The organism is Ornithinimicrobium carbonis (genome assembly GCF_977012275.1).
In genome coordinates this window covers 3519544-3544079 of record NZ_OZ348993.1, presented here as the reverse complement: position 1 = coordinate 3544079, position 24536 = coordinate 3519544, and the positions used below count along the sequence as shown (strand labels likewise).

General features: G+C 75.2%; 22 protein-coding genes. 15 read left to right on the top strand and 7 right to left on the bottom strand.

Annotated features, from left to right (window positions below):
- The first annotated feature begins 9 nt into the window (after positions 1-9).
- Together ACWHYA_RS16240 and ACWHYA_RS16235 are read left to right on the top strand one after the other, a co-directional pair.
- On the top strand, positions 10-345 hold the full coding sequence (locus ACWHYA_RS16240) for a metallopeptidase family protein (RefSeq protein ID WP_425941019.1): 336 nt from the start codon (positions 10-12) through the stop codon (positions 343-345).
- 36 nt (positions 346-381) lie between these two features.
- Positions 382-663 (top strand): Lrp/AsnC family transcriptional regulator, encoded by a 282-nt coding sequence (locus tag ACWHYA_RS16235; protein WP_075958909.1) that lies wholly within the window; start codon positions 382-384, stop codon positions 661-663.
- 77 nt (positions 664-740) lie between these two features.
- On the opposite strand, the gene ACWHYA_RS16230 is transcribed toward ACWHYA_RS16235, so the two are convergent.
- A complete protein-coding gene (locus ACWHYA_RS16230; RefSeq protein ID WP_425940550.1) occupies positions 741-2495 on the bottom strand; it encodes a DEDD exonuclease domain-containing protein in 1755 nt (584 codons plus the stop codon).
- A 104-nt stretch (positions 2496-2599) separates the two neighbouring features.
- Between ACWHYA_RS16230 and ACWHYA_RS16225 the strand changes: the two genes are divergently transcribed.
- A complete protein-coding gene (locus tag ACWHYA_RS16225; RefSeq protein ID WP_425940551.1) occupies positions 2600-2962 on the top strand; it encodes a hypothetical protein in 363 nt (120 codons plus the stop codon).
- 92 nt (positions 2963-3054) lie between these two features.
- Here the strand turns inward: ACWHYA_RS16225 and ACWHYA_RS16220 are convergent, their stop codons facing one another.
- A complete protein-coding gene (locus ACWHYA_RS16220) occupies positions 3055-4863 on the bottom strand; it encodes an AMP-dependent synthetase/ligase (RefSeq protein WP_425940552.1) in 1809 nt (602 codons plus the stop codon).
- 227 nt (positions 4864-5090) lie between these two features.
- Here ACWHYA_RS16220 and ACWHYA_RS16215 point away from each other — a divergent pair, with 227 nt between their 5' ends.
- The 3 genes from ACWHYA_RS16215 (at position 5091) to ACWHYA_RS16205 (ending at position 7885) form a co-directional block, all read left to right on the top strand.
- Positions 5091-6053 carry an ROK family glucokinase gene (locus ACWHYA_RS16215; RefSeq protein WP_425940554.1) on the top strand — a complete coding sequence of 321 codons (963 nt, stop codon included), beginning with the start codon at positions 5091-5093 and terminating at the stop codon, positions 6051-6053.
- A complete protein-coding gene (locus tag ACWHYA_RS16210) occupies positions 6050-7048 on the top strand; it encodes an ROK family glucokinase (RefSeq protein WP_425940558.1) in 999 nt (332 codons plus the stop codon). The genes ACWHYA_RS16215 and ACWHYA_RS16210 overlap by 4 nt, the downstream gene beginning before the upstream one ends.
- A 135-nt stretch (positions 7049-7183) precedes the next feature.
- Positions 7184-7885, top strand: coding sequence for an endonuclease/exonuclease/phosphatase family protein (locus tag ACWHYA_RS16205; RefSeq protein ID WP_425940560.1), 702 nt, complete (start codon positions 7184-7186; stop codon positions 7883-7885).
- A 72-nt stretch (positions 7886-7957) separates the two neighbouring features.
- Here ACWHYA_RS16205 and ACWHYA_RS16200 read toward each other — a convergent pair whose 3' ends face one another.
- Complete coding sequence (locus ACWHYA_RS16200; protein ID WP_425940562.1) at positions 7958-8551, bottom strand: hypothetical protein; 594 nt, start codon at positions 8549-8551, stop codon at positions 7958-7960.
- Positions 8552-8648: 97 nt separating this feature from the next.
- Here ACWHYA_RS16200 and ACWHYA_RS16195 point away from each other — a divergent pair, with 97 nt between their 5' ends.
- The 4 genes from ACWHYA_RS16195 to ACWHYA_RS16180 are packed head-to-tail and all read left to right on the top strand — an operon-like array spanning position 8649 to position 12629.
- The gene (locus ACWHYA_RS16195) at positions 8649-9542 is read left to right on the top strand and encodes a 1-acyl-sn-glycerol-3-phosphate acyltransferase (protein WP_425940563.1); all 894 of its coding nucleotides are present in this window, start codon (positions 8649-8651) and stop codon (positions 9540-9542) included.
- Between the two features lie 35 nt (positions 9543-9577).
- Entirely contained in the window at positions 9578-10951 is a 1374-nt protein-coding gene (locus tag ACWHYA_RS16190; protein WP_425940565.1) for a class II 3-deoxy-7-phosphoheptulonate synthase, read from the top strand.
- Positions 10952-12016 carry a threonine aldolase family protein gene (locus tag ACWHYA_RS16185; RefSeq protein WP_425940567.1) on the top strand — a complete coding sequence of 355 codons (1065 nt, stop codon included), beginning with the start codon at positions 10952-10954 and terminating at the stop codon, positions 12014-12016. It begins immediately after the preceding gene.
- Positions 12017-12026: 10 nt separating this feature from the next.
- The gene (locus tag ACWHYA_RS16180; RefSeq protein WP_425940569.1) at positions 12027-12629 is read left to right on the top strand and encodes a molybdopterin-dependent oxidoreductase; all 603 of its coding nucleotides are present in this window, start codon (positions 12027-12029) and stop codon (positions 12627-12629) included.
- A gap of 3 nt (positions 12630-12632) precedes the next feature.
- Here the strand turns inward: ACWHYA_RS16180 and ACWHYA_RS16175 are convergent, their stop codons facing one another.
- The 3 genes from ACWHYA_RS16175 to ACWHYA_RS16165 form a co-directional block, all read right to left on the bottom strand.
- Positions 12633-13505: a PASTA domain-containing protein gene (locus ACWHYA_RS16175; protein ID WP_448095611.1), complete on the bottom strand. Its 873-nt coding sequence runs from the start codon at positions 13503-13505 to the stop codon at positions 12633-12635.
- Positions 13397-14758, bottom strand: coding sequence for a protein kinase domain-containing protein (locus ACWHYA_RS16170; protein ID WP_448095610.1), 1362 nt, complete (start codon positions 14756-14758; stop codon positions 13397-13399). The genes ACWHYA_RS16175 and ACWHYA_RS16170 overlap by 109 nt, the downstream gene beginning before the upstream one ends.
- Positions 14759-14865: 107 nt before the next feature.
- Positions 14866-16170: a lytic transglycosylase domain-containing protein gene (locus ACWHYA_RS16165; protein WP_425940573.1), complete on the bottom strand. Its 1305-nt coding sequence runs from the start codon at positions 16168-16170 to the stop codon at positions 14866-14868.
- 168 nt (positions 16171-16338) lie between these two features.
- On the opposite strand from ACWHYA_RS16165, the gene ACWHYA_RS16160 reads away from it, so the two are divergent.
- The gene (locus ACWHYA_RS16160) at positions 16339-16701 is read left to right on the top strand and encodes an Rv2175c family DNA-binding protein (protein ID WP_425940575.1); all 363 of its coding nucleotides are present in this window, start codon (positions 16339-16341) and stop codon (positions 16699-16701) included.
- Between the two features lie 108 nt (positions 16702-16809).
- Here the strand turns inward: ACWHYA_RS16160 and ACWHYA_RS16155 are convergent, their stop codons facing one another.
- Positions 16810-17901 carry a polyprenyl synthetase family protein gene (locus ACWHYA_RS16155; protein ID WP_425940577.1) on the bottom strand — a complete coding sequence of 364 codons (1092 nt, stop codon included), beginning with the start codon at positions 17899-17901 and terminating at the stop codon, positions 16810-16812.
- Positions 17902-18220: 319 nt separating this feature from the next.
- Between ACWHYA_RS16155 and ACWHYA_RS16150 the strand changes: the two genes are divergently transcribed.
- From ACWHYA_RS16150 to dinB, 4 genes are all read left to right on the top strand, one after another.
- A complete protein-coding gene (locus tag ACWHYA_RS16150; protein ID WP_425940579.1) occupies positions 18221-18592 on the top strand; it encodes a DUF6504 family protein in 372 nt (123 codons plus the stop codon).
- A 104-nt stretch (positions 18593-18696) separates the two neighbouring features.
- Positions 18697-19167 carry an SAV_6107 family HEPN domain-containing protein gene (locus tag ACWHYA_RS16145; RefSeq protein WP_425940581.1) on the top strand — a complete coding sequence of 157 codons (471 nt, stop codon included), beginning with the start codon at positions 18697-18699 and terminating at the stop codon, positions 19165-19167.
- 102 nt (positions 19168-19269) lie between these two features.
- The gene (locus ACWHYA_RS16140; RefSeq protein ID WP_425940583.1) at positions 19270-23214 is read left to right on the top strand and encodes a DNA polymerase III subunit alpha; all 3945 of its coding nucleotides are present in this window, start codon (positions 19270-19272) and stop codon (positions 23212-23214) included.
- Complete coding sequence (dinB, locus tag ACWHYA_RS16135; protein WP_425940585.1) at positions 23208-24470, top strand: DNA polymerase IV; 1263 nt, start codon at positions 23208-23210, stop codon at positions 24468-24470. The genes ACWHYA_RS16140 and dinB overlap by 7 nt, the downstream gene beginning before the upstream one ends.
- Positions 24471-24536: the final 66 nt, after the last annotated feature.

Here is a 24536-nt window from a genome sequence, read left to right as displayed (position 1 = left end):
TCGCTGTCGATGACCGAGTTCGAGGAGGCGGTCGGTGACGCGCTGGACCTGGTGCCCGTCGAGCTCATGGACCAGCTCGACAACGTGGTCTTCCTCGTCGAGGAGGAACCGCCGCCGGAGGATCCCGAGCTGCTCGGCGTCTACGACGGGGTTCCCCTGACGGAGCGCGACCTGTCCTGGGGCGGGACGCTCCCGGACCGGATCACCATCTTCCGCGGTCCGCTCGTGCGCATGTGCGAGGACCGCGAGCACCTCCTGGAGGAGATCGCGGTGACCGTGGTCCACGAGATCGCCCACCACTTCGGCATCGACGACGAGGCGCTGCACGAGCTGGGTTGGGGCTGAGGGTCCGGGCCGGGCCTCGGGCGCTACAGTGGCCTGGTGATTTCGGCGATCGTGCTCATCAAGGCAGAAGTGGCCCGCATCCCCGAGGCGGCGCGCGAGATCGCGGCCATCGAGGGCATCAGCGAGGTCTACTCGGTGACCGGCGACGTCGACCTCATCGCGGTCGCGCGGGTCTCGCGCCACGAGGACTTCCACGACGTCATCGCCGACCGGCTCAACAAGGTGGCCGGTGTGCTGGAGACCAGCACCCACATCGCCTTCCGCACCTACTCCGACGAGGACCTGGACGCCGGGTTCGACCTGGGTCTCGACGGCTGAGGACGGCCGGGGGGACGGCTGTCGGCACCCGTCAGACCCTGGGCACCGTCCACCGCACCGAGGGCAGCCAGGGCCCGTCAGACCGAGGTGCCGGCCACCGCCCCGACCGGACGGTCCCACGGCCGTGCCGGGGTCGCGTCGAGGTGGTCGGGGTTGCCCCAGGAGGTGGACTGCGGCTCCAGCTCGGCTCGGGAGGCACCCGCCCCGTCCACGGGGCAGGTCCACGTCCCCTCGAGGTCGACGAGCCGCGTGCCCGGCTTCTCCAGCCAGCCCAGCACCAGCTCGCTCTCCTCGGGGAGGGCTCCGGGGCCCTCGACCACCTCGGCGGTCTGGCGCAGGGCCTCGATGTACGGCATCGGGTCCGCCCCCGGCGGCGTGGTCGTGGTGCCGGCCAGACGGCCGTAGCGCACGCACACGACCTCCCAGCCCCCCACCTCGCGGGGGCGGGCGGCGACCAGCTCGGTGGTCGAAATGAGCGGGCGCAGCCGCTGGGCACGGGCCGCGGCCCGCACCAGGGCCATCATCCGGTCCCGCAGGGTCCCGGCCTCCTCGAACCGCTCCTGCGCGGCCAGGGCGTCCAGCCGCGTGCGCAGCGAGGACATGACGTCCCGGCAGCTGCCGGTGAGCGCCTCCGTGGCCCGGCGCACGACCTCGGCATACTCCTCCACGGACTGGGCTCCGACGCACGGGCCGCCGCAGCGACCCATCTCGAAGAGCACGCACGCCGAGCCCTGCGTGGCGCGCGCGGCGATCCGCGCCGTGCACTGGCGCAGCGGCACCACCTCGTGCACGGCGGTCACGGCCGACTCCGCGGTGCGCCTGCTGGTGAACGGCCCGGCGTAGTGGGCGTCGTCGGACCGGACCGTGCGCACGATCGAGAGGCGCGGGAAGGGTTCGGCCGTGAGCTTGACCCACACGGCCTTCTCCGGGTGCCGGGACCGCCGGTTGTAGCGCGGCTTGTGCTCGGCGATGAGGCGCAGCTCGCGCACCTGAGCCTCCAGCCTGGTCGCGCACACGATCGGGGTGATGGACTCGGCCAGGCCGACCATCTCGGCCATCCGACGGCGGGTCTCGGAGGCCGTGAAGTACGTCAGGGTCCGGCGGCGCAGGTCTGAGGCGGTGCCGACGTACAGCGGCTCGCCCCGACCGTCGCGGAAGACGTAGACCCCCGGCGCGGAGGGCATCGCCTCGGCCAGGAACCGCTTGCGCCGCTGCGCGGTGCTGACCCGCGAGGTGTAGGACTGCAGCTCTTCGAGGGTGTGCACGCCGAGGTTGCCGACCCGCTCCATGAGGCCGTGGAGGACGTCGACCGTCGCCCGGGCGTCGTGCAGGGCGCGGTGGTCCGGCGTGGTGGCGGCGCCGAACAGCCGGGCCAGGCTGGACAGCTTGTGGTTGGGGGCCTCGTCCTTGTGCACCAGCTGCCGGGCCAGCCGGACGGTGTCGATGACCGCGAACCCCGGCCAGGCGTGCCCGGTCTCCGCGGCGGCCGCCTTGAGGAAGGACATGTCGAAGCCGGCGTTGTGGGCCACCAGGACCGAGCCGGCCGCGAACTCGAGGAACTGGGGCAGCACGGTGCGGATCGAGGGGGCGTCGGCGACCATGGCGTTGGTGATGCCGGTCAGCACGCTGATGAAGGGCGGGATGGGCGACCCCGGGCGCACGAGCGTCTGGAACTCGCCCAGCACCTGGCCGCCGCGCACCTTGACCGCGCCGACCTCGGTGATCTGGGAGCCGGCGGGCGAGCTGCCGGTCGTCTCCAGGTCGACGACGACGAAGGTCACGTCGGCCAGGGAGACCCCCAGGTCCTCGAACGTCGCCTGCACCATCTGCATGCCACCGAACGTAGACGGGTCCTCCGACAGACCCCTGCTCCCGACACGCGGTCGGGGGTATGTCGGACCTGCGTCCTAGCGTCGAGGACAAGGAGGTGGACCACATGACCACGACCACCATCGACTGCCAGACCTGTCCGGTGCGGGGACGTCACTGCGGTGACTGCTTCGTCCCCGTCCTGGGGGCGGTGTGGCTGCAGACCCCGACGGCCGCGCCGACCCGCCCGCAGGGCGACCGGGAGGTCCCGGACGACCGGGTCTTCCTGGACGACCAGGACGACCGGGGCTTTCTGGACGACCTGGACGACCGGGAGGACGGCGTCGGGACCGGCCCCCCGAGGGTCCGGCTGGACACCGACGAGCTGGCCGCCGTCAGCGCGTTCGTCCGCGCCGGGCTCGTCACGCCGGAGGAGGCGTCCTCGGCCCGGGCGGAGCTCGTCGACTCCCGGCACTGGGCGGCGGGCTGACGCCAGGCCGGCCTGCTGACCGTCGGGGGCCGACCGCCCGAGGGCCGACCGCCGGCCCCCGAGGCCCGGCGAGGCCCGGCCGAGGCCGAGCCTCAGTCCCGGCGGGGTGCCGAGCGCGTGTACAGCTGGTCGATCTCGGCCTGGAGCCGCTCGGTGATCCGCCCCCGCTTGAGCTTCATCGACGGGGTGAGCAGGCCGTTCTCGGCGGTGAAGTCCTCTCCGAGGATGGCGAACGTGCGGATGGACTCGGCCCTGCTGACGCTCTCGTTGGCCGCGTCCACGGCCTTCTGCACCTCGGCGCGGACCGCCTCGTGGGTGCGGGCCTGCTCCGTCGTCAGGCCGTCCAGCCCTTGGGCCGCCGCCCAGGTGGGCAGCATCTCCTCGTCGAGGGTGACCAGCGCGGCGACGAAGGGGCGTCCCTCGCCCACGACCATGCACTGGGACACCAGCGGGAAGGCCCGCAGGCGGTCCTCCAGCGGCCCGGGGGAGACGTTCTTGCCACCGGCCGTGACGAGCAGCTCCTTGGTCCTGCCGGTGATGCGCAGGAACCCGTCCTGGTCCAGCTCACCGAGGTCGCCGGTGCGGAACCAGCCGTCCTGCAGGACCTCGGCCGTCGCCTCGGGGTCGTGGTGGTAGCCCCGCATGACGTTGACGCCCCTGACGTGGATCTCGCCGTCGTCGGCGACCCGGACCGACACGCCCGGGAACGGCCGCCCGACGGTGCCGATGCGGATCATGTCGGGCGTGTTGACCGTGGCGGGGGCGGTGGTCTCGGTGAGGCCGTAGCCTTCCAGCACCAGGACGCCGATGCCCCGGTAGAAGTGTCCCAGCCGCTCGCCGAGGGCGGCGCCGCCGGAGATGGCGTACTCCACCTTCCCGCCCATCGCCGCCCGCAGCCGGGCGTAGACGAGCCGGTCCGCGAGGGCGTGCTGCGCCCTGAGGGCCACGCCGACGCGGCCGCGGTCCTGGGCGCGGCTGTGGTCCTGGGCGACCTGGGCCGCCCACCGGAAGATGCGCCCGCGACCAGCGGCCTCGGCCTTCTGCTCGGCGGAGTTGTAGATCTTCTCGAACACCCGCGGGACGGACAGCAGGAAGCTGGGTCGGAAGCCGGCCAGGTCCTGCAGCACCGTCCTGGGGTCCGGCGTGTGGCCCAGGCGGGCTCCGGCGTGCACGCTGACGACCTGGATGAAGCGGGCGAACACGTGCGCCAGCGGCAGGAAGAGCAGCGTGGAGGCCCCGGGCGCCTTGATGACGACCGCAAGGCGCTCGGCGGCGTTCTCCGAGAGGGCCATGAAGTTGTCGTGGGTCAGCTCGCACCCCTTGGGGCGGCCGGTGGTGCCGGACGTGTAGATGATCGTGGCCAGGTCGGCCCGCACGAGCGCGTCGCGCCGGCGCGCGACCTCCTCGACCGGGACGTCCTGCCCGGCGGTCACCAGCTCGTCCAACGACCCCCCGTCGATGCACCAGACGTCCCGCAGCGTCGGCAGCACCTCCCGGACGGAGGAGACCACGCCGAGCAGGTGCTGGTCCTCCACGATCATCGCGACCGCCCCGGAGTCCTGCACGATCCACTCCACCTGCTCCCGGGAGCTGGTCTCGTAGACCGGCACGGGCACCGCGCCCACGCTCCACAGGGCGAAGTCGACCAGGGTCCACTCGTAGCGGGTGCGGCTCATGACCGCCACGCGGTCTCCGGTCTCGATGCCGGCGGCGACCAGCCCGCGGGCCAGCCCGTCGACGTCGGCGCGGAACTCCGCGGCGGTCACGGCGCTCCACCCCTCGGGACCCTGGCGGCTCATCATCACCCGCGAGGGCTCGCGCTCGGCCCACTCCACGGCATACGTGGAGGTGCTGCCGTCGGTCGTGGAGGGGATGAGCGGGGGGACGGTGACGTCCTGCACGGCAGGGCTCCTCGTCGGACGGGGGCGGGGGAGGTGCGCCGCCCACGATACCCGCGCACCGGCGGCGTCCCGCGCACCGGCGGCGTCCCGCGCACCGGCGGCGTCCCGGGCACCGGCGGCGTCCCGGGCGCCACCCGGCACCACGGCATAGGCTGCCGGGCAGGAGGCGCGAGGTGCGCCGGCGCTCCCCGAGCGCGGCCGGAGCGAGAAGAGGGAGAGGACCGGGAGTGGGCATCTGCGTCGGAGTGGACATCGGCGGGACCAAGATCGCCGCCAGCGCGGTGGACCAGGACGGGCGGGTGCTGCACCGGGCGCGCCGGGAGACCCCGGCGCAGGACCCGGACCTCATCGCGCGGGCGGTCGCCGACGTCACCGAGGAGCTGCAGCGCGCCGTCGCCGCCGACGGGAACCGGGTCTCGGCGCTGGGGGCGGCGTGCGCCGGGTTCATCGACAAGGCGGGGGAGACGGTGGTCTTCGCGCCCAACCTGGCCTGGCGCGACGAGCCGCTGAAGGCCCGCCTGGAGGAGCTGGTCGGACTGCCGGTCGTCATCGAGAACGACGCCAACGCCGCGGCGTGGGGCGAGTTCCGCTTCGGCGCGGCCCGGGACGTGGACGACACGGTCCTGCTCACGCTGGGCACGGGGGTGGGCGGGGGCATCATCGTGGACTCGGTGCTCATGCGGGGGGCGCACGGCATGGGGGCCGAGGTGGGCCACATGCGGGTGGTGCCCGACGGTCACCGCTGCGGGTGCGGCAACAAGGGGTGCTTCGAGGTCTACGCCTCCGGCAGTGCCCTGGTGCGCGAGGCCCGCGCGCTGGTGGCCGGCGGCTCGCCCCACGCGGGCACCCTCTCGGACCGGTGCGGGGGCGACCCGGCGACGCTGACCGGCCAGATGGTGACCGAGGTGGCGCTGGAGGGCGACCCGGCGGCCACCGAGCTGCTCGAGGACATCGGCCGCTGGACCGGTGAGGGCGCCGCCAGCCTCGCCGCCGTCCTCGACCCGGCCCTCATCGTGATCGGCGGCGGCGTCAGCGCTGCCGGCGACCTGGTCCTGGAGCCCGCCCGCAACGCCTTCGCCCGGCACCTCACCGGTCGCGGGCACCGCACGCTCATCCCGATGGCCCTGGCCGAGCTGGGCAACAGCGCGGGCATGATCGGCGCGGCCGACCTGGCCGCCCGGCGGGCGTGACCGGCGGCTCCCTGGCCGTCGGGGTCGACGTCGGCGGCACCCGGATCAAGGCCGGTCTCGTCGACCCGCAGGGGCGGGTGGTCGAGCAGGTCCGGCACGACACCCCCGACCGGACGACCGCCGCCCGGGTGGTCGAGGACGCCGTCGTCGCCGCGGTCGAGGAGCTGATCGCCCTGCCGGTCGCCTCCGACCGCGGCGTGACCGCGGTCGGGGTCGGTGCCGCCGGGTTCGTCTCCGCCGGCGAGGGACGGGTCGTCTTCGCCCCGCACCTGTCCTGGCGCGACGAGCCGCTCCAGGAGCGGCTGCGGTCCCGGCTGGCCCGCCCGGTCGTGGTCGACAACGACGCCAACGCGGCCGCCTGGGCCGAGCACCGTTTCGGGGCCGGGCGGGGCGAGAGCCCGCTGCTGGTGGTCACCCTGGGGACCGGGATCGGCGGGGCCGTCGTCCGGGACGGCCGGCTCGACCGGGGGCGGCACGGCCTGGCGGGGGAGTTCGGCCACATGGTCCTGGTGCCGGGCGGCCGCCCCTGCGAGTGCGGCAACAGGGGGTGCTGGGAGCAGTACGCCTCCGGTTCGGTGCTGCGCCGCGAGGCCGTGGACCTGGTCGCGGCCGGTGCTCCCGACCTCGGCGCGCTGCTGCACCGGAGCGGGGGCGACGTCGACCGGCTCCAGGGCGAGGACGTGACGGCGGCCGCCGCCGCCGGGGACCGGGTCGCCGGCGAGCTGCTCACCGAGGTGGGCCGCTGGCTGGGCATCGGCCTGGCCAACCTCGTCGCCGCGCTGGACCCCGCGGCGGTGGTCGTCGGGGGTGGGGCGAGCGAGGCGGGGGAGCTGCTGCTGGGTCCGGCACGCGAGGCCCTCGCCCGCCACCTGGTCGGCCGCGGCCACCGCCCGGTGCCGCCCGTGCGGGCCGCCGCCCTGGGGGTGGGTGCCGGCCTGGTCGGGGCCGCCGACCTGGCCCGCACCTCGCTCGGGCCCACCGAGCCCGTCTTCTGAGCCGACCCTGAGCCGGCCCCGGGCCGACCCCGGGCCGTGCTCCCCCGAGCCGGGGGACGTCGGGACGTCGCCGGGGTCCGGCTCCGGGGAGGGTGGGCGCGGAGGCGTGCGGCCGCATACCGGAGAATGGGGCGCATGCCCGAGAACACCGAGCGCACCGGCCTGCGCGTGGCCAGCTACAACCTGCGGGGACTCAAGGACGACGCGACCGCGGCGGCCGCCGTCGTCCGGGCCGTCGACCCCGACGTGCTGCTGCTGCAGGAGGTGCCGCGCTACCCCGGGTCGGACTACGCGATCACGGCGCTGGCGCGGCGCACCGGGCTGCTGTGGTCGGGGAGGACCCGGCTGCTCAGCGGGACGAGCCTGATGACCGGTCTGCGGATCCGCTCCACCGACTCCCAGGACCGCCGTCTGCCGGTGGGCCTGCGCGAGAACCCGCGCAGCTACACCGTCGCCCGCGTGGAGGCGGTCGGGCTGGCCCCCGTGACCGTGGTCTCGGTGCACCTCTCGCTCAAGGAGGAGCAGCGGGTCGACCACGTCCGCACCGTGCTCGCCGAGCTCGCGGCCTCCCCGGAGCTGGGCGACGGCCCGCTCGTCGTGGGCGGCGACCTCAACGAGGAGGGCTCCGGCCCGGCCTGGGGGGTGCTGGCCGGCGCGCTGACCGAGGTCAGCGACGACCGGCCGACGTACCCGGCGCAGCGGCCGCACCGCCGCATCGACGCGATCTTCGCCCGGGGGCACCGGGCCGTGACGCCGGGCGACCCGGCGCTGCTGGAGGGTATGGCGCTCGCCGAGGCCACCGACCACCTGCCCGTCTGGGTGGACCTGGAGTTCTGAGCCCGCGTCGGGGTCCGGGCCGGGCCCGGGCAGGGACGTGACAGTCCAGGCCCCGGCCCGACGGGGCCGCGCTCAGACCTGGGCGCCCCAGTCGTCCCGGTGGTGGCGCTGCCGGGGCTGACGCAGCACCAGGAGCACGAACCCGGCGACGGTCAGGGCCGCGCCGAGCCCGGTCCACCCCGGGTCCAGGACCGGCAGGACCGCGGAGAGCAGGACGAGCAGGGGGCCGCCGACGAGGCCCACGAGGATCGCCCAGAAGTGCAGGTCGCCGGCCGGCAGGGGCGGCGTGGGCGGCGGGACGAAGTGGTCCTCCTCCTCGGGCGGGGAGTAGGACCGGAAGTCGGTGGCCATCCCCTCGGGCGGGCCGCCGGCCTCGGCCGGACCGGGGTGCCGGGGACGGCCGGCCGGCGGAGGCCCCTGCGGTCGGTCCTGCGCGGGGCGACCCGCCGGGGGCGGTCCCGCCGGGGGCGGTCCCGGCAGGGGAGGGTTGACCCCGTCGGCGGGTCCGAAGCGGCCGCCCGCGCCCGACGGCCCGGGCCTGCGCGGCCCCTCGGGCCTGCCCGGCCCCGCGGGCAGGTCCGTCCCCAGCCCGGCGACGATCTCGCGGAAGCGGCGGTCGACGTCGTCGGGCCGTTCGGGCTCGGGCGGGTGGCCGCGGTCGGTCACGGGCGCCTCCTGGCGGTCGGCTGCACGCGGCCATCCTCGCACGGTGACCTGACAACGGTAGAGTGCGTCCGCTGACCGTCGGCAGGAGAAGAGCACCGTGTTCTACTGGATCCTCAAGCACATCGTCGTCGGCCCGGCGGTGCGGGTCGTCTTCCGCCCCTGGGTCGAGGGCAGGGAGCACGTCCCCGCCAGCGGGGGAGCGATCCTGGCCAGCAACCACCTCTCCTTCTCCGACTCGATCTTCCTGCCGCTCATGGTCGACCGGCGGGTCACCTTCCCGGCCAAGGAGGAGTACTTCACCGGACCGGGCGTCAAGGGCTGGCTGACCAAGCAGTTCTTCACGGCGGCCGGCCAGATCCCGATCGACCGTTCCGGCGGCCAGGCCTCGATGGTGGCGCTGGAGAAGGGCCTGGAGGTCCTGCGCCAGGGTGGGCTGTTCGGCATCTACCCCGAGGGGACCCGGTCACCGGACGGGCGCCTCTACCGGGGCAAGACCGGCATGGCCCGCCTCGCCGTCGCCGCCGACGTGCCGATCGTCCCCTGCGCGATGATCGACACCGACAAGGCCCAGCCGACCGGTCAGCGCATCCCCAACGTCGTGCAGGTCGGCGTGCGGATCGGCCGCCCGATGCACTACCCCCAGTACGCCGGCCAGGTCGAGAACCACCAGGCGCTGCGCGAGATCACCGACGACGTCATGCGCGAGCTGCAGCGGCTCTCGGGTCAGGACTACGTCGACGAGTACGCGGCCAGCGTCAAGGGACGCCTGGCAGCCCGCGCCCGGGGTGGGATCGAGCAGGCCCGCGAGGGTCTGGAGCAGGCCCGGGAGAACATCGAGCACGCCCGGGAGCGGGCGCGCGCCGGCCTCACCGAGGCGGCGGACAAGGCCCGCGAGGGGCTGGCCACCCGACGCGCGCGGCCGGAGGGTGGCGCGCCCCCGGAGGCGTCCGGGCCCGAGGACCGCGGCCCCGCCGCGCCCCCGCCCGCCTGACGCCACGTCATACCCACCGTCGTTCGTCTCCTACCATGGTGCGGGTGAGCACCGACACGACCGGCGTCGTCCCCGTCCCCGGGACCGCCATCGACTGGCCAGACCTTCCGGCGAAGCAGCAGCCCAGCTGGGACCCCGCCGAGCTCGCGCAGGTCCTCTCGGTGCTCGGGACCTATCCGCCGCTCGTCTTCGCCGGCGAGGCCGACCTGCTGCGGGAGCGGATGGCCGCCGTCGCCGCCGGGAAGGCCTTCACCCTGCAGGGCGGCGACTGCGCCGAGACCCTGGCCGACGTCACCGGTCCCAACATCCGCGACCGGATCAAGACCATCCTGCAGATGGCCGTCGTGCTGACCTACGGCGCCGGGACGCCCATCGTCAAGGTCGGCCGGATGGCCGGGCAGTTCGCCAAGCCGCGCAGCCAGGACACCGAGACCCGCGGCGGGGTGACCCTGCCGGCCTACCGGGGCGACATGGTCAACGGCTTCGAGTTCACCCCCGGGTCGCGCCGGCACGACCCCGACCGGCTGCTGCGGGCCTACCACGCCAGCTCGGCGACGCTGAACCTCGTGCGCGGCTTCACCAGCGGCGGGTTCGCCGACCTGCGCAGCGTGCACGCCTGGAACAAGGGTTTCATCCAGGGCCCGGCGCAGAAGCGCTACGAGCAGATGGCCAACCAGATCGACCGGGCCGTGCGCTTCCTGGAGGCCTCCGGGGTGGCCGACGCCGAGGAGATGCGCCGGGTGGAGTTCTTCTCCGCGCACGAGGCGCTGGTGCTGGACTACGAGCGGCCGATGGTGCGCCGCGACCACCGCACCGGGCTGCTCTACGACACCGCCAGCCACTTCGTCTGGGTCGGCGAGCGCACCCGGGACCTGGACGGCGCGCACATCGACTTCGTCTCCCGGGTGCAGAACCCGGTCGGGATCAAGCTCGGCCCCACGGCCGACCGCGACACCGTGCTGGCCCTCATGGACAAGGTCGACCCCGAGCGCACGCCCGGGCGGCTGACCTTCATCACCCGGATGGGTGCCGGGCGCATCCGCGACGTGCTGCCCGCCCTGCTCACCTCCCTCGGCGAGGAGGCCTCCCGGGTCAGCTGGGTCTGCGACCCGATGCACGGCAACACCTTCACCTCGCCCAGCGGGCACAAGACCCGTCGCTTCGAGGACGTCGTGGAGGAGGTCCGCGGCTTCTTCGCCGCGCACGCCGAGGCCGGCACCCACCCCGGCGGCATCCACGTCGAGCTGACCGGCAACGACGTCACCGAGTGCGTCGGCGGGGTCAACCCGGTCGACCTGGACGACCTGGGCCTGCGCTACGAGACCCTGTGCGACCCGCGGCTGAACCACCAGCAGAGCCTGGAGCTGGCCTTCGTCGTCGCCGAGATGCTCGAGCGGGGCGTCCACTAGATGAGCTCGCGGCCCGGAGCCGTCGTCGCCGACCTGCGCTCGGACACCCTGACCCGGCCGACGCCCGCCATGCGGGCCGCGATGGTCGACGCCGAGGTCGGCGACGACGTCTACGGCGAGGACCCGACCGTCGCCCGGCTGGAGGAGCGGGTCGCCGAGCTCCTCGGCCACGAGGCGGCGCTGTTCATGCCCACCGGCTCGATGGCCAACCAGGTCGGGCTGCGGCTGCACGCCGGCCCCGGCCAGGAGGTGATCACCGACCACCTGGCGCACGTCCTGCGGGCCGAGCTCGGCGCCGCCGCGGCGTTCTCGGGCATCACCACCCGCAGCTGGGTCGCCGACCGCGGGCTGCTCGACGTGGACACCGCGCTCGCGGTCATGGTCCCCGACGGGGGTGCCTACCAGGTGAGCACCGCCTGCGTCGTGGTGGAGAACACGCACAACTTCGGCGGCGGCACCGTCCAGCCGCTGGCGGACATGCGCCGTCTGCGCGAGGCCACGGCCGAGGTCGGCGTCGGGGTCCACCTCGACGGCGCCCGGCTGTGGAACGCCTCCGTGGCCACCGACACCCCGCTGGCCGACTACGGCGCGTGCGCCGACACGGTCTCGGTGTGCCTGAGCAAGGGGCTCGGGGCGCCGGTCGGCTCGGTCCTGGCCGCGGACGCCGCGCGGATCCAGGAGGCGCGGGTATGGCGCAAGCGTCTCGGGGGCGGCATGCGCCAGGTCGGCCTGCTCGCGGCCGCCGGGCTGCACGCCCTGGACCACCACGTCGAGCGGCTGGCCGAGGACCACGCCCGCACCAACCGGGCCGCCGAGGCGCTGGCGCAGGCCGCCGCCGGAACCGTCGACCCGGCCGCGGTCGAGACCAACATCCTCGTCCTGGACGTCGGGGCGGCCAGCTGGGGCGGCCCGGCGTTCGTCGCCGCCGCGGCCGGGGCCGGGGTGCTGGGCTACCCCACCGGTCCGCGCCAGGCCCGCTACGTGTGGCACCTGGACGTGGACGACCCGATGACCGACGCGGCCGTGGACGTCCTCGACGGGCTGCTGCGCCGGGCTCCGGCCTGAGCGGAGCGACGTGACCACGCGGGGGGACCACGGACCGGGGGACGCCCAGGCCCTGCCCCCCGGTCAGCGGGCCACCGGGCGCTGGCAGGCCTCGCACTACGGCAAGGTCCCGCAGGTCGACGGGGAGCGCTGGCGGCTCACCGTCCGGGGAGCCACGGCCGACGGCGGGCAGACGGTCGTGGACCGCGCGATGCTGGACCGGCTGGAGCGGGTCGAGGTCCACGCCCCCCTGCACTGCGTGGACCGGCACAGCGTCCCCGGCCTGCGCTGGGCAGGGGTGCGCCTGGCCGACATCGTCCGGCTCGCCCCGCCCGAGGACGGGGCCGTGCACGTCGTCCTTGCCGCCGCCCGCGGCTACTCCTCCGCGGTCCTCCTGGAGGACCTGCTCGCCCCCGACGCCCTGCTGGCCACGCACGTCGACGGGGAGCCGCTGACCCGCGAGCACGGCTGGCCCGCCCGGGTCGTCCTGCCGCACCTGTACGGGTTCAAGGGCCCCAAGTGGATCGCCGAGATCAGCTACCACCACACCGAGCAGCAGGGCTACTGGGAGGCCCGGGGCTGGCACCCCCGGGGCCGGGTCGACCTCGAGGAGCGCTGGGCCCACCAGGGGTAGGGCTCACACGACGGCGAGCACGACCTCCGTCCCCGGGGCCACCTCCGTGCCCGGGTCGACGGACTGCTCCCGGACCGTGCCGAAGAACCCGCCGCGCACGTCCTCGCGGACCACCGTCAGCCCCAGCTCGGTGAGCTCGGCCTCGGCGGAGGAGAACTGCCGGCCCACGACGTCGGGCACCTCGACCAGCTCGGGTCCCTGCGAGAGCGTCAGCCGCACGGTCGAGCCGCGCTCCACCGCTCCAGGGCCGGGCGACTGGCGGACCACCGCGCCGTCCGGCACCTCGTCGTCGAAGACGCGCTCGTCGGAGACCTCGACCACGAGCCCGGCGCCGGTCAGCGCGTCCCGCGCCTGCTGCTCGGTCCGTCCGGTGACGTCCGGCACGTCGACGGGGGCAGGTCCGTCGGAGACCACGACCGCCACGGCGGTCCCGGGCGGCTGCTGGGTGCCGACGTCCGGGTCGGTCTCCAGGACCGTCCCCGCGGGCGCCGTCTCGTCGAACCGGCCCGTCCGCGCGCCGAGCTGCAGGCTGGCCTCCTCCAGGGCCCGCGTCGCCTCGTCCACGGTCAGCCCCGCCAGGCGCGGCACGGCATACCGCTCCGGGCCCTGGGAGACGACGAGGCGCACGTCGGTGCCGTGCCGCAGCTCGGCGCCCGGGGCGGCGTCGGCGGAGACGACCGTCCCGGCGGGCACGTCCTCGGAGAAGTCGAGCTCGACGACGGGGTCCAGCTGCTCGGCGTCCAGCGCCGTCCGCGCCTGCTCCTCGCTCAGGCCCACCACGGTCGGCATCGCCGAGTGCACGGCCGGACCCTCGGTGAGGTACCAGAAGCCGTACGCCCCGCCCGCCCCCAGCACCACGAGCAGCAGCGCGAGCACCCAGGCCGCGGCTCCTCCGCGGCGGCGCGCCGGGGCGCCCCGGCCAGCAGGGGGTATGCCGTCGCTCCCGCGTCCCGGCGTTCCCGGGCGGGAGGGGCCGGCGGCCCGGTCGGGGCGGGCGAGGCGGTCCTACGGCCCGTGCGGTTGCCGGTGGTGCGGGCGTAGTGGCCCTCGGCGGGCGCCGCGGCGGACCCGCCTCGGCGGTCTCCTCCGGTCGGGATCTGCCGGGTCGTCTCGCGCGGCTGCAGGCCCATGACCTGGGTCTGGTCCGCGTCGTCCGGACCGGCGGGGGTGCGGCCGGAGGCCCGGCCGTGGGCGCCGTGCCGGTCGACGGCCACCGGCACCGTCGCGTCGCCCGCAGGAGGCGGAGGAACCGGCACGGCGTCCAGCTCCTCGTCGGTGAGCGAGCGGCGCAGGGAGCGCAGCTCGGTCAGCAGCCAGGAGGCGTCCGGGGGGCGGTCGCCCGGCTCGGTCGCCGAGGACCGCAGGACCAGCTCCTCGACGCCGGCCGGGACCGTGGGCACCAGGTCGCGCAGGTGGGGGACGCCGACGTGGACGTGCTCGTAGGCCACCCGCAGCGGGTCCTGGCCGGGGAAGGCCTTGCGGCCGGTGAGCAGCTCGAAGAGGAGCAGGCCCACGGCATACACGTCGGTGCGGGGGTCGGCGCGGCCCTGCTCGACCTGCTCGGGGGCCAGGTAGGCGGCGGTGCCCCAGAGCACCTCGGTGGTGTGCGCGTCGGCGACGTCGAGGCGGGCCAGGCCGAAGTCGGCGACCTTGACGGCGCCGCCGTGGGCGCCCCGGCCGAGGAGGACGTTCTCGGGCTTGACGTCCCGGTGCACCAGGCCGGCCGCGTGCGCGGCGGCGAGGGCCTCCACGACCGGCTCGAGCAGGCGCAGCGCGGCACGGGGGGACAGCGGCGCCCGGTCGGCGATGACGTCGCGCAGGGTGGCGCCCTCGACCAGCTCCATCGCCAGGAAGACGAGGCCGTCGTCCTCGCCCTGGTCGTAGACCGGGACGACGTGGGGGTGGGAGAGCCGGGCGGCGGTGCGCGCCTCCTGGACGAACCGCCCGACGAACTGCTCGTCGGCGGCCAGGTCGGCGCGCATGACCTTGAGGGCGACCGGCCGGTCCAGGCGCAGGTCCCGGGCGCGGTAGACCGTGGCCATGCCGCCGTGGGCCAGCACGTCCTCGACCCGGTAGCGGCCGTCGACGACCCGCCCGAGGGCGTGGTCGTTGTCGGTGGACGCGCTCACCCCGCCACTGTACGGAGCGCGGTGCCCCGACCGTGGGAGGCCGGGGCGCCGCGGAGGCTCGCGCCGGGGTTCCCGCGCGGGTGCTGCAGTGCTGCGGTGCGTGCGCCTCAGACGGTGCGCATGAGGGCGGTGATGTTGCGCACGTACTGCTGGGTGTCGGGGAAGAGGCCGTGCTGGCGCACGCTGGCCAGCCCCTGGTAGTAGCCGCCGATCGCGTGCTCGCGGGAGTCCGCCGAGCGCAGCAGGGTGCGCATGATGACGACCCCGGCCTCGACGTTGTCCTCGGGGTCGAGCAGGTTCAGCTCGCGGCCGATCAGGGAGCTGGCCCACTCGCCGGAGCTGGGGATGACCTGCATGGCGCCGATGGCGTTGGCGGGGGAGACGGCCCGCTGGTTCCAGCCCGACTCCTGGTAGGACAGCGCCACCATGAGCGTGGGGTCGACGCCGTGGCGGCGGCTGGTCTCCACGATGAGCGCCTTCATCTGGCTGGCGGAGGGCACGTCGACCCCGGCGAGGTAGTCGCGGTTGGCGGCGGCCGCCCGGGCGATGCCGTCGCTGTAGCGGTAGTGCAGGAAGGTGTCCTCGACCTTCTCGCCCTTCTTGTAGTCGCCCACGGTGGACTCGTCGTAGGCGCGGGTCGGCGTGCTGCCGGCCGGCGCGGAGGGCGCCGGGGCGGGGGTGGCGCTCCGACCGGGAGCCCCGGCGGTGCTGCCCGGCAGGCGCAGCGACTGCCCGGGGTGGATGAAGGCGGAGGTGGAGATGCCGTTGGCACCGGCGAGAGCGGAGGCGGTGGTCCCGTGCCGGTGGGCGATGCCCCAGAGGGTGTCGCCCGCGCGCACGGTGACCGTGCCGCCCGTGGTCGAGGGGGCCTGCGTGCGCGGTGCGGTGGGCGTCGGACGCTGCGCCGGGGCCGACGGGGAGGACTTCGGGGTCGAGGACCCCGGGATGGTCAGCACCTGGCCGGGGTAGATGAGCCGGGAGTTGGTGATGCTGTTCGCCGAGACCAGCGCGCTGACGCTGGTGCCGTGGCGCAGGGCGAGCTGGGAGAGGGTGTCGCCCGAGCGGACCGTCACGGTGCCGGAGGCGGCGCGGGTCGGCGCGGTGCCGGAGGGGGTCGGCGTGCTCCTCGTCGGTGCCGGGGCGGGGACCGCGCTGCTGCTGCTGCCGCTGCCGGGGATGACCAGCGTGGCCCCGGGCAGGATCCACCGCCCGCCCTGGCTGAGCCCGTTGGCCCGCACGACCGCCTCGGGGCTGACCCCGTGCCGGGCCGCGATGCCGTAGACCGTGTCACCGGAGCGCACCGTGTAGGTGGTGGACTTCGCCGTCACCAGCTCGGAGGTGTGCAGGGAGGTGGGGACGTAGGCCATGCTCGGCAGGTCGGCAGGAGGCATGGCGGCGAAGAGCGGGCTCACAGAAGGAACCTCCGGGGCAGGAGAGTACGGACGGGACGACCGGTGCCCCAAGGGGGATCCGGGACTCAGGGGAAGTCCAGGAACTGGTGAGGCACGAGGGACAGTACTAGGGTTTGGACGGCCGCACCACTCTGCCGGTGTGTCGCTCCATGTGATTGACTAGAAGATGTGGTAAATGGCATCGATGTAATTCCGAGCGACGGCTGGCTGAGCGTCCCCGAGATCATGGAGCGGACCGGCGCTCCCCTCCTCACCGTGCGGCGCTGGCTGCAGGACCGTGAGCTGATCGGCCTGCGGCGGGGGCCCAACAACGCGGTCATGGTCCCCGCCGGCTTCCTCGGCGAGGACGGGCCTCTTCCTCCGCTGCGGGGGACGATCACCGTCCTGGCAGACGGGGGGATGAGCGACGAGGAGATCGTCGAGTGGCTGCACCGTCCGGACGACACCCTGCCCGGGGGCAGCCCGGTCGCCTCCCTGCACGCCGGGGCCAAGACCGAGGTCCGGCGGCGGGCCCAGGAGGACGCGCTGTGAGCTGACCGAGGAGGAGGCGCGGCGAGCTCGCGACGGGATCCGACGTCCAGCCGATCGCCGTCGTCGACGCACCCCGACGGTTCTGCGCGCCGACCGGCCGGCCCGGTCTCAGAGGTGGCGGTCGGTGCAGATGGCGACCAGCTCCACCAGGGCCTGCGCAGCCTCCCGGTCGAGGTCCGGCACGGCCTGCAGGGCGCGGGCGGACGCGGTGGCCGCCTCCTCGATCATCGACTCGGTGCGCGCCAGCGCCCCGCTGTCGCGCAGCACCTGGCGGCAGGCCTCCACGGTGGCCTCGTCGAGGTCGGGGTCGCCCAGGCTGGCCGCCAGCAGCTCGGCCCCGGGCTCGTCGGCGAGCTCGAGCGCGTGAGCCACCAGCACGGTGTGCTTGCCCTCGCGCAGGTCGTCGCCCGCGGGCTTGCCGGTGTGCCCGGGGTCGCCGAAGACCCCCAGGACGTCGTCCCGCAGCTGGAAGGCCTCGCCCAGCCGGGCGCCGTAGTCGGCGAGCGCGGCCAGCAGCGCGGGGTCCGCGTCCCCGGCGAGCGCGCCCACGAGGAGCGGCTGCTGCACCGAGTAGCGGGCGCTCTTGTAGCGGATGACGGTGCGGGAGCGCTCGACGCGTTCGGCATACGCCAGGTCGTTCCAGCCGACGACGGCCTCGAGCATGTCGAGGAACTGTCCGCCCATGAGCTGGGTGCGCATCCGGTCGAACTCGGGACGGGCCCGGGCCAGGGCCTCGGCCGGCAGGCCGCTGGTGGCGAACAGCTCGTCGGTCCAGTTCAGGCACAGGTCCCCGGCGAGGATGGCGGCGGCGTGCCCGAACCGCTCGGGGTCGCCGTTCCAGGCCTGGGTCCGGTGCTGCTCGGCGAAGGCGCGGTGGGCCGTGGGGCGTCCCCGCCGCCGGTCGCTGTTGTCCATGACGTCGTCGTGCAGGAGGGCGGCGGCCTGGAAGACCTCCATCGAGCTCGCGGCCCTGACCACCGCGTCGTCGTCCGGCCGGCCGGCGGCGCGCCAGCCCCAGTAGAGGAAGGCCGCCCGCAGGCGCTTGCCGCCCGCGAGCAGGTCGGCCACCGCGTCCACCAGCGGGCCCATCGGCGCACCGAGCTCGGTCAGCACCTCCCGCTGGTGCGCGAGGTGGTCGTCCAGGGCGCGCTGCACGCGGTGCCTCAGGTCGACGCCGTCCAGCGGGTGGGCGTGCGCCACGGGGCATCTCCTCAGCTCGGGGACCGGGGTCCGTCCCGAGGAGCCTAACCCGCGGTGCGGGGCGTGCGGCCCGGGCCATCCCCGCCCGTGGCCCGGACCGGTGCCCATCCTGCCCGCAGCGCCGGTTCCGGTGCGGTTCTCGTCCACAGGGCCGCTCCTGCCCGGCGTCCGAGGTCTCGAGGCACGGCGGTCGGACGAGTTCTGGCCCTCCCACCTGCGGATCCTCCTGCCGGCGGCGGCGGAGGGGTTGAGGTTGTCGGTCGGTGCTCGTACATTTGTCCGTATCGAACACAGGTTCGAACACGGCGGAGGTGTGCAGATGAGCAGGCGGTACCAGGATCTGGTGGAGGTCAGGCTCGGCGACCCGGACGAGCACCGGGTGCGGCTCGAACCGGGGTGGCGCCGGGGTGCGCTGGGCGACCCGGGCCGGGGGGAGGTCCCGACGACGTTCCTGTGGCAGGGACGGGTCCACGTGGTCCGCGGCGTCCTCGCCCAGTGGACGCAGCGGGTGCCGTGGTGGCGCCAGCAGGGGGAGGGGGTGCCGGGCGAGGGGGCGCCGGGCGGGTCGTCCGGCACGGTGCTCGAGCAGCAGGTCTGGCGGGTGGAGGCCTCGGCCGGACGGACCCTCGGCCGGGGCGTCTACGACCTGGTGCAGGACGAGCAGTGGCGGCTGGAGCGCGTCAGCGACTGAGCAGGACAGCCGGACCAGCAGGACAGCGGGACCAGCAGGACAGCGGCGGAGCAGGGCGAGCAGGACCAGCAGGACCAGCGGCACGACGAGACGAGGAGAGTGCGATGACCACCACCACCATCACCACCACCCGGGGGGCCACCCCCGCCCCCGAGGGACCGACCGCTCCGGCGGGCACCGTGCTGGACCTGCTGGACCGGTCCCGCGGCGGGCTGCTGCAGGCATGCCACAGCAGCACCGCGTCCGAGCGCTACACCCAGGCCCACCTCGCCGCGCTGCGGGCCGGAGCGGCCCTGCTGGCGGCCCGCAGCGCCCCCAGCCGCCGCGCCAGGCCGCGCAGCGTGTGGGAGGTGCTGCCCACGGTGGCACCCGAGCTGACCGAGTGGGCGGCCTTCTTCGCCGAGTCCGGCCGTCGTCGGCTGGCCCTGGAGCGGGGGGCCGCGGTGGTCACCGCCCGGGACGCGGACGACCTGGTGCGTTCCGGCGAGCGGTTCCTGGAGCTGGTCCGGGCCAGCCTGCACCTGCCGTGCGGTCTGCCGCTGTCGGCCGAGCTGACCCCCGTCCGGCCGAGCTGAGCCCCGGCCGGCCGAGCTGAGCCCCGACCGGCCGAGCTGAGCCCCGACCGGCCGGCCCCCGGCCGGCGTCCCCCTCTTTCGTTGACAGGACCCCTGATCCCGATGCCCTCGCTCTCACCGTCGCCCGACGACTTCGTCCATCTGCACGTGGCCTCCAGCGCGTCCATGCGCTACGGCGCGTCCCACCCGGACGCGCTGGTGGAGCGGGCGGTCGAGCTGGGCCAGCCGGCGCTCGCCCTGACCGACCGGGACGGGCTCTACGGCGCGGTCCGGTTCGTCCGGGCCTGCTCGGCCGCGGGGCTGACCCCGGTGCTGGGGGTCGACCTGGCCCTCGGGCAGGGAGCCGGAACCGGTGCGGGTGGGGGCGTCCTCGCCCGGCCCGGGGAGGACCGTGGTGCCGGCCCGGCCCGGATCGAGCTGGGGGCGCCGGGCCGTTCCTCCCCGGCCAAGGGCGGCAGCCTCGTGGACGACCAGCAGCCCCGGGTCGTCGTCCTGGCCCGGGGGCAGCGGGCCGGACTGGCGCCGGGCACCGGGTGGGGACGGCTGTGCCGGCTGGTCACCCAGACCCACCTGGCGGGGGAGCGGGGGGTTCCGCGCACCCGGACCGACCTCCTCGCACGGGCTGCCTCGCCCGTCGAGGGCGTCTCCCCGGTCGTCGTGCTCCTGGGTCCCGACTCCGACGTGGGGCGGGCCGTGCTCGCCCGGCGCCGCGACCTGGCCCGGGCACGGCTGCAGGCGTGGCGCCGGCTGCTGCCGCCGGGGTCGTTGCGGGTCGAGCTCGTCGTCCACGGCGGTCCTGAGGGCACCCCCGGCAGCCTCGGGCACGCCGCGCGCACCTGGGCGCTGGCCCTCGAGTGCGGCGTCCCCGCCGTGCTGACGGCGGCGGTGCGGCACGCCGTCCCCGAGCAGGCCAGGGTGGTCGACGTCCTCGACGCGGCCCGGCGGATGGTCGCCCTCGACGAGCGGCACCTGGACCGGGTCAGCACCGCCGGTCACCTCGCCAGCACCGCGACCATGCACGCCCGGGCCCGGTCCCTGGCCGAGGCCGCCGGTGGCGGTGCCGACGCCGGCGCGCTGCTGCGGGAGACCCTGGCCCTGGCGGGCGAGTGCTCCCAGGACGCCCGTTCCGACCTGGGCATCGGCTCGGTCCACCTGCCCGAGCCGCAGGTGCTCGGCGTGAGCGGCGTCGGCCAGGCCCACGAGGTCCTGACCCGTCGGTGCGCCGACGCCGTGCCCGGGCGCTACCCCGGTGCGGGCACGGCATACCTGGACCGGGTCCGCCGCCGGCTGGACGAGGAGCTGGGCGTGATCGCCGGACTGGGCTACCCCACCTACTTCCTCACCGTCGCCGCCGTGTGCGACCTCATCCGCGACAACGGGGTCAGGGTCGCGGCGCGCGGCTCGGGCGCCGGCAGCCTGGTGACCTACCTGCTGGGGATCAGCGGGGTCGACCCGATGGAGCACGGCCTGCTGATGGAGCGGTTCTGCTCCCCGCTGCGTGCGCAGCTGCCGGACATCGACGTCGACGTGGAGTCCGCCCGGCGCACCGAGATGTACGAACGCATCCTGGAGCGGTTCGGCTCCGAGCGGGTGACCTGCGTCTCGATGGCCGAGACCTACCGGGTGCGGCACGCCGTCCGCGACGTGGCCGCGACCCTGGGGATGCCCCCGGGGGAGGTCGACGTGCTGGCCAAGGCCTTCCCCCACGTGCGTGCCCGCGACGCCCGGGCCGCGGTCCGCGACCTGCCCGAGCTGCGCGCCGCCGGGCTGGACGCCCCCCGGATGCAGCTGCTGCTGGAGCTGGTGGAGTCCCTCGACGGTCTGCCCCGGCACATCGCGATGCATCCCTGCGGGGTGATCCTGTCCGACACCGGCCTGCTGGACCGCACCCCGGTGGAGGCCAGCTGGCTGGGCTTCCCGATGAGCCAGTTCGACAAGGACGACGTCGAGGAGATGGGGCTGCTCAAGCTCGACGTCCTCGGGATCCGGATGCAGTCGGCGATGGCCCACGCCGTCCAGGAGGTCGCCCGGGTCGACGAGGTCCGGGTCGACCTGAACGACCGGTCCCAGGTGCCGCTGGACGACGAGGAGACCTACGCCCTGATCCAGTCGACCCGTACCCTGGGCTGCTTCCAGATCGAGTCGCCCGGACAGCGCGAGCTGGTCGGCAAGTTCGCCCCGGAGACGTTCTCGGACATCATCATCGACATCTCCCTGTTCCGGCCGGGCCCGGTCAAGTCGGACATGATCCGGCCCTTCCTCAACGCCCGGCAGGGGTGGGGCGAGCCGGAGTACCTGCACCCCAGCCTCGTGCCCTACCTGGAGCAGACCTGCGGGGTGGTGGTCTTCCACGAGCAGGTGCTGCAGATCGTGGCCGAGACCACCGGGGTGAGCCTGGCCCAGGCCGACGAGGTGCGCCGGGCGATGGGCACCCCCCAGGGACAGGCCGAGGTCGAGCTGTGGTGGCGGGCCGCGGCGGCCGACCGGGGCTACCGGCCGGCGGACGTCGACCGGATCTGGGAGGTGCTGGCGGCGTTCGCCTCGTTCGGCTTCTGCAAGGCGCACGCGGCGGCGTTCGCGCTGCCGACCTACCAGTCGGCCTGGTTGAAGACCCACCACACGGCCGCGTTCCTGGCCGGGGTGCTCACGCACGACCCGGGCATGTACCCCAAGCGGCTCATCCTCGACGAGGCCCGCAGCATGGGGGTCCACGTCCTGGGGCTGGACGTCAACGCCTCCACCGACGTCTACCGGGTGGAGCGGGTCGGTCCCGGCGAGGGGGAGGAGGACGGCGGGGACGGGTACGGACGCCCGGACCAGGGCGACGGGCCGGGCGGGGCGGCCGACGGGTCGGGCGGCGGTGACGGGGACGGCGGTCAGGACCTGACCCGGCGCGCCGTCCTGGGCCGGCGCCCCGACCGGGTCGACCGGGTGATGTCCGCGGTGGAGCACCGGGCGCACGGCTACGGCGTCCGGCTGTCCCTGACCGACGTCAAGGGCATCAGCGAGGACGAGGTGCGCCGGATCGTCGCCGGGCAGCCCTACTCCTCGTTGTCGGACCTGTGGCAGCGGGCGCGGCCCAGCCGCCCCACCGCCGAGCGGCTGGTGATGGCCGGCGGGTTCGACGCCCTGCACCGGGTCGGCCGCCGCGCCGCGGGACGGGGTGGGCTGACCCGTCGCGACCTGCTGCTGCACGTGCGCGAGCTGGACCGGTGGAGCCGGCACGCCGACACCGCCTCGGGACGCACCCGCGCGGGCCGGCGCCGTCCGGCCCCCGTGGTCGAGGGGGAGGTGGCCGCCCGGACCCGCGCCCAGGCGGTGGGGCGTCGCGGCTGGCACGAGCAGCCCGGGCCGTCCACCCAGCTGGCCCTGGACCTGGGCGACGAACCGGAGGTGGTGGGCAGCGGGCTGCCGGAGATGACCCCGGCCGAGCAGCTGCACGCCGAGCTGGAGGTGCTCGGCCTGGACGTCAGCCAGCACGTGGTCGCCACCTACCGGCCCATGCTCGAGGCGCTGGGGGCCACCCGCTCCCGGGACCTGCTCTCCCGGCGCAACGCCGCCGAGGTGCTCCTGGCCGGGGCCAAGGTGGCCACCCAGACCCCGCCGGTGCGCTCCGGCCGCCGGGTGGTCTTCCTCACCCTGGACGACGGCACCGGCCCGGCCGACGCGACCTTCTTCGAGGACGTGCAGGGTCCGTACGCGACGACGATCTTCCACTCCTGGCTGCTGCTCGTGCGCGGGGTGGTCCGCCGCACCGGGCCGCGCGGCGTCTCGGTCCGGGCGACGGGGGCGTGGGAGCTCGGGATGCTGTCCGGCGCGTGGGAGCGCGGCGGGCTCGAGGGCGTGCGGGCGGCGATGGCGGCCGTCGAGGAACAGGCCCGGGCACTGACACCGGTGCCCACCGGCGACGGCACCCGGCGGGTCCTCGTGCACGCCTCGGGGTTCCGGCAGTCGCCCTACGCCGACATCCGTCCGGCGGGCGGCCACGCCCGCAGCACCCCGGCCGCCAAGCTGTGGCACTCCAGCCCGGGGAGCTCGGGATGGTGAGGCCCGCTGCGGTGGAGGTCCTGCACGTGGACATGGACGCCTTCTACGCGGCGGTGTCCCTGCTCGACCGGCCCGAGCTGCGGGGGCGGCCCGTGGTCGTCGGAGGAGGATGGCGCAGCGTGGTGCTGTCGGCCACCTACGAGGCGCGGGCGTTCGGGGTGCGCTCGGGGATGCCGATGGCCACCGCACGCCGCCTGTGCCCAGCGGCGGCCGTGGTGCGCCCCGACCACGACCGCTACGCCCGGGTGTCGGAGGCGGTGATGGCGATCTTCGCCGAGGTCACCCCTCGGGTGGAGCCGGTGTCGATGGAGGAGGCCTTCCTCGACGTCTCCAGCACCGGCCGGCAGTGGGGCACCCCGGAGCAGATCGGCCAGTGGATCCGCGACACCGTCGCCGACGAGCAGGAGCTGACCTGCTCCGTGGGCGGCGCCCCGACCAAGACCGTGGCCAAGATGGCCTCCCGGGCGGCCAAGCCCGACGGGATGCGCCTGGTCACCCGCGGCGAGGTGGTGCCCTTCCTGCACCCCCTGCCCGTCGGGGCCCTCTGGGGGGTGGGGGAGGCGACCGAGACGGAGCTGCACCGGCTGGGGCTGCACACCGTGGGCGAGCTGGCCCACGTGCCGGTCGCCACCCTGCGCCGGGCGTTCGGGGAGCAGACCGCCCACCGGCTGCTCGACCTGGCCTGGGGGAGGGACGACGACCCCGTCACCCCCGCCCGGCGGGAGCGCAGCGTGGGGTCCTCGGAGACCTTCGCCCACGACGTCGACGACCCGGCGGTGGTCCGCCGCCAGCTGCTCCACCTGTCCGAGCGCACGGCCAGCCGGATGCGGCACGCCGCCGTCCTGGGCCGGACCGTGGTGCTCACCGTCCGGTTCTCCGACTTCACCACGATCACCCGCTCGCGCACCGTCGCCGTGCCCACCGACGTGACCAGGGACGTCCACGCCACCGCCTGCGCGCTCTACGACTCCCTGGGCCTGCAGCGGGCCCGCATCCGGATGCTGGGGGTGCGGGTCGAGGGCGTCACCGACGCCGGGACCACGCTGGTCCAGGGCCGCCTGGACGAGCCGGAGAAGGGATGGCGGGAGGCCGAGCGTGCCGTGGACCGGGCCGCAGCCCGGTTCGGACGGCACGCGGTCCGGCCCGCCAGCCTGCTCCCGGACCGGTCCCGGCAGCACCAGGAGCACCGTGCGACGACTCCCCCCGGGCGGGCGGGAACTCCCGCTAGTGATTCGCGCGTTGGCGTCATATCCTGATCCTCAACGACATGGGTGTCGGCAGCACCACCGCCGGAACCCGCCTCACCACCCACCGGAGGTCCC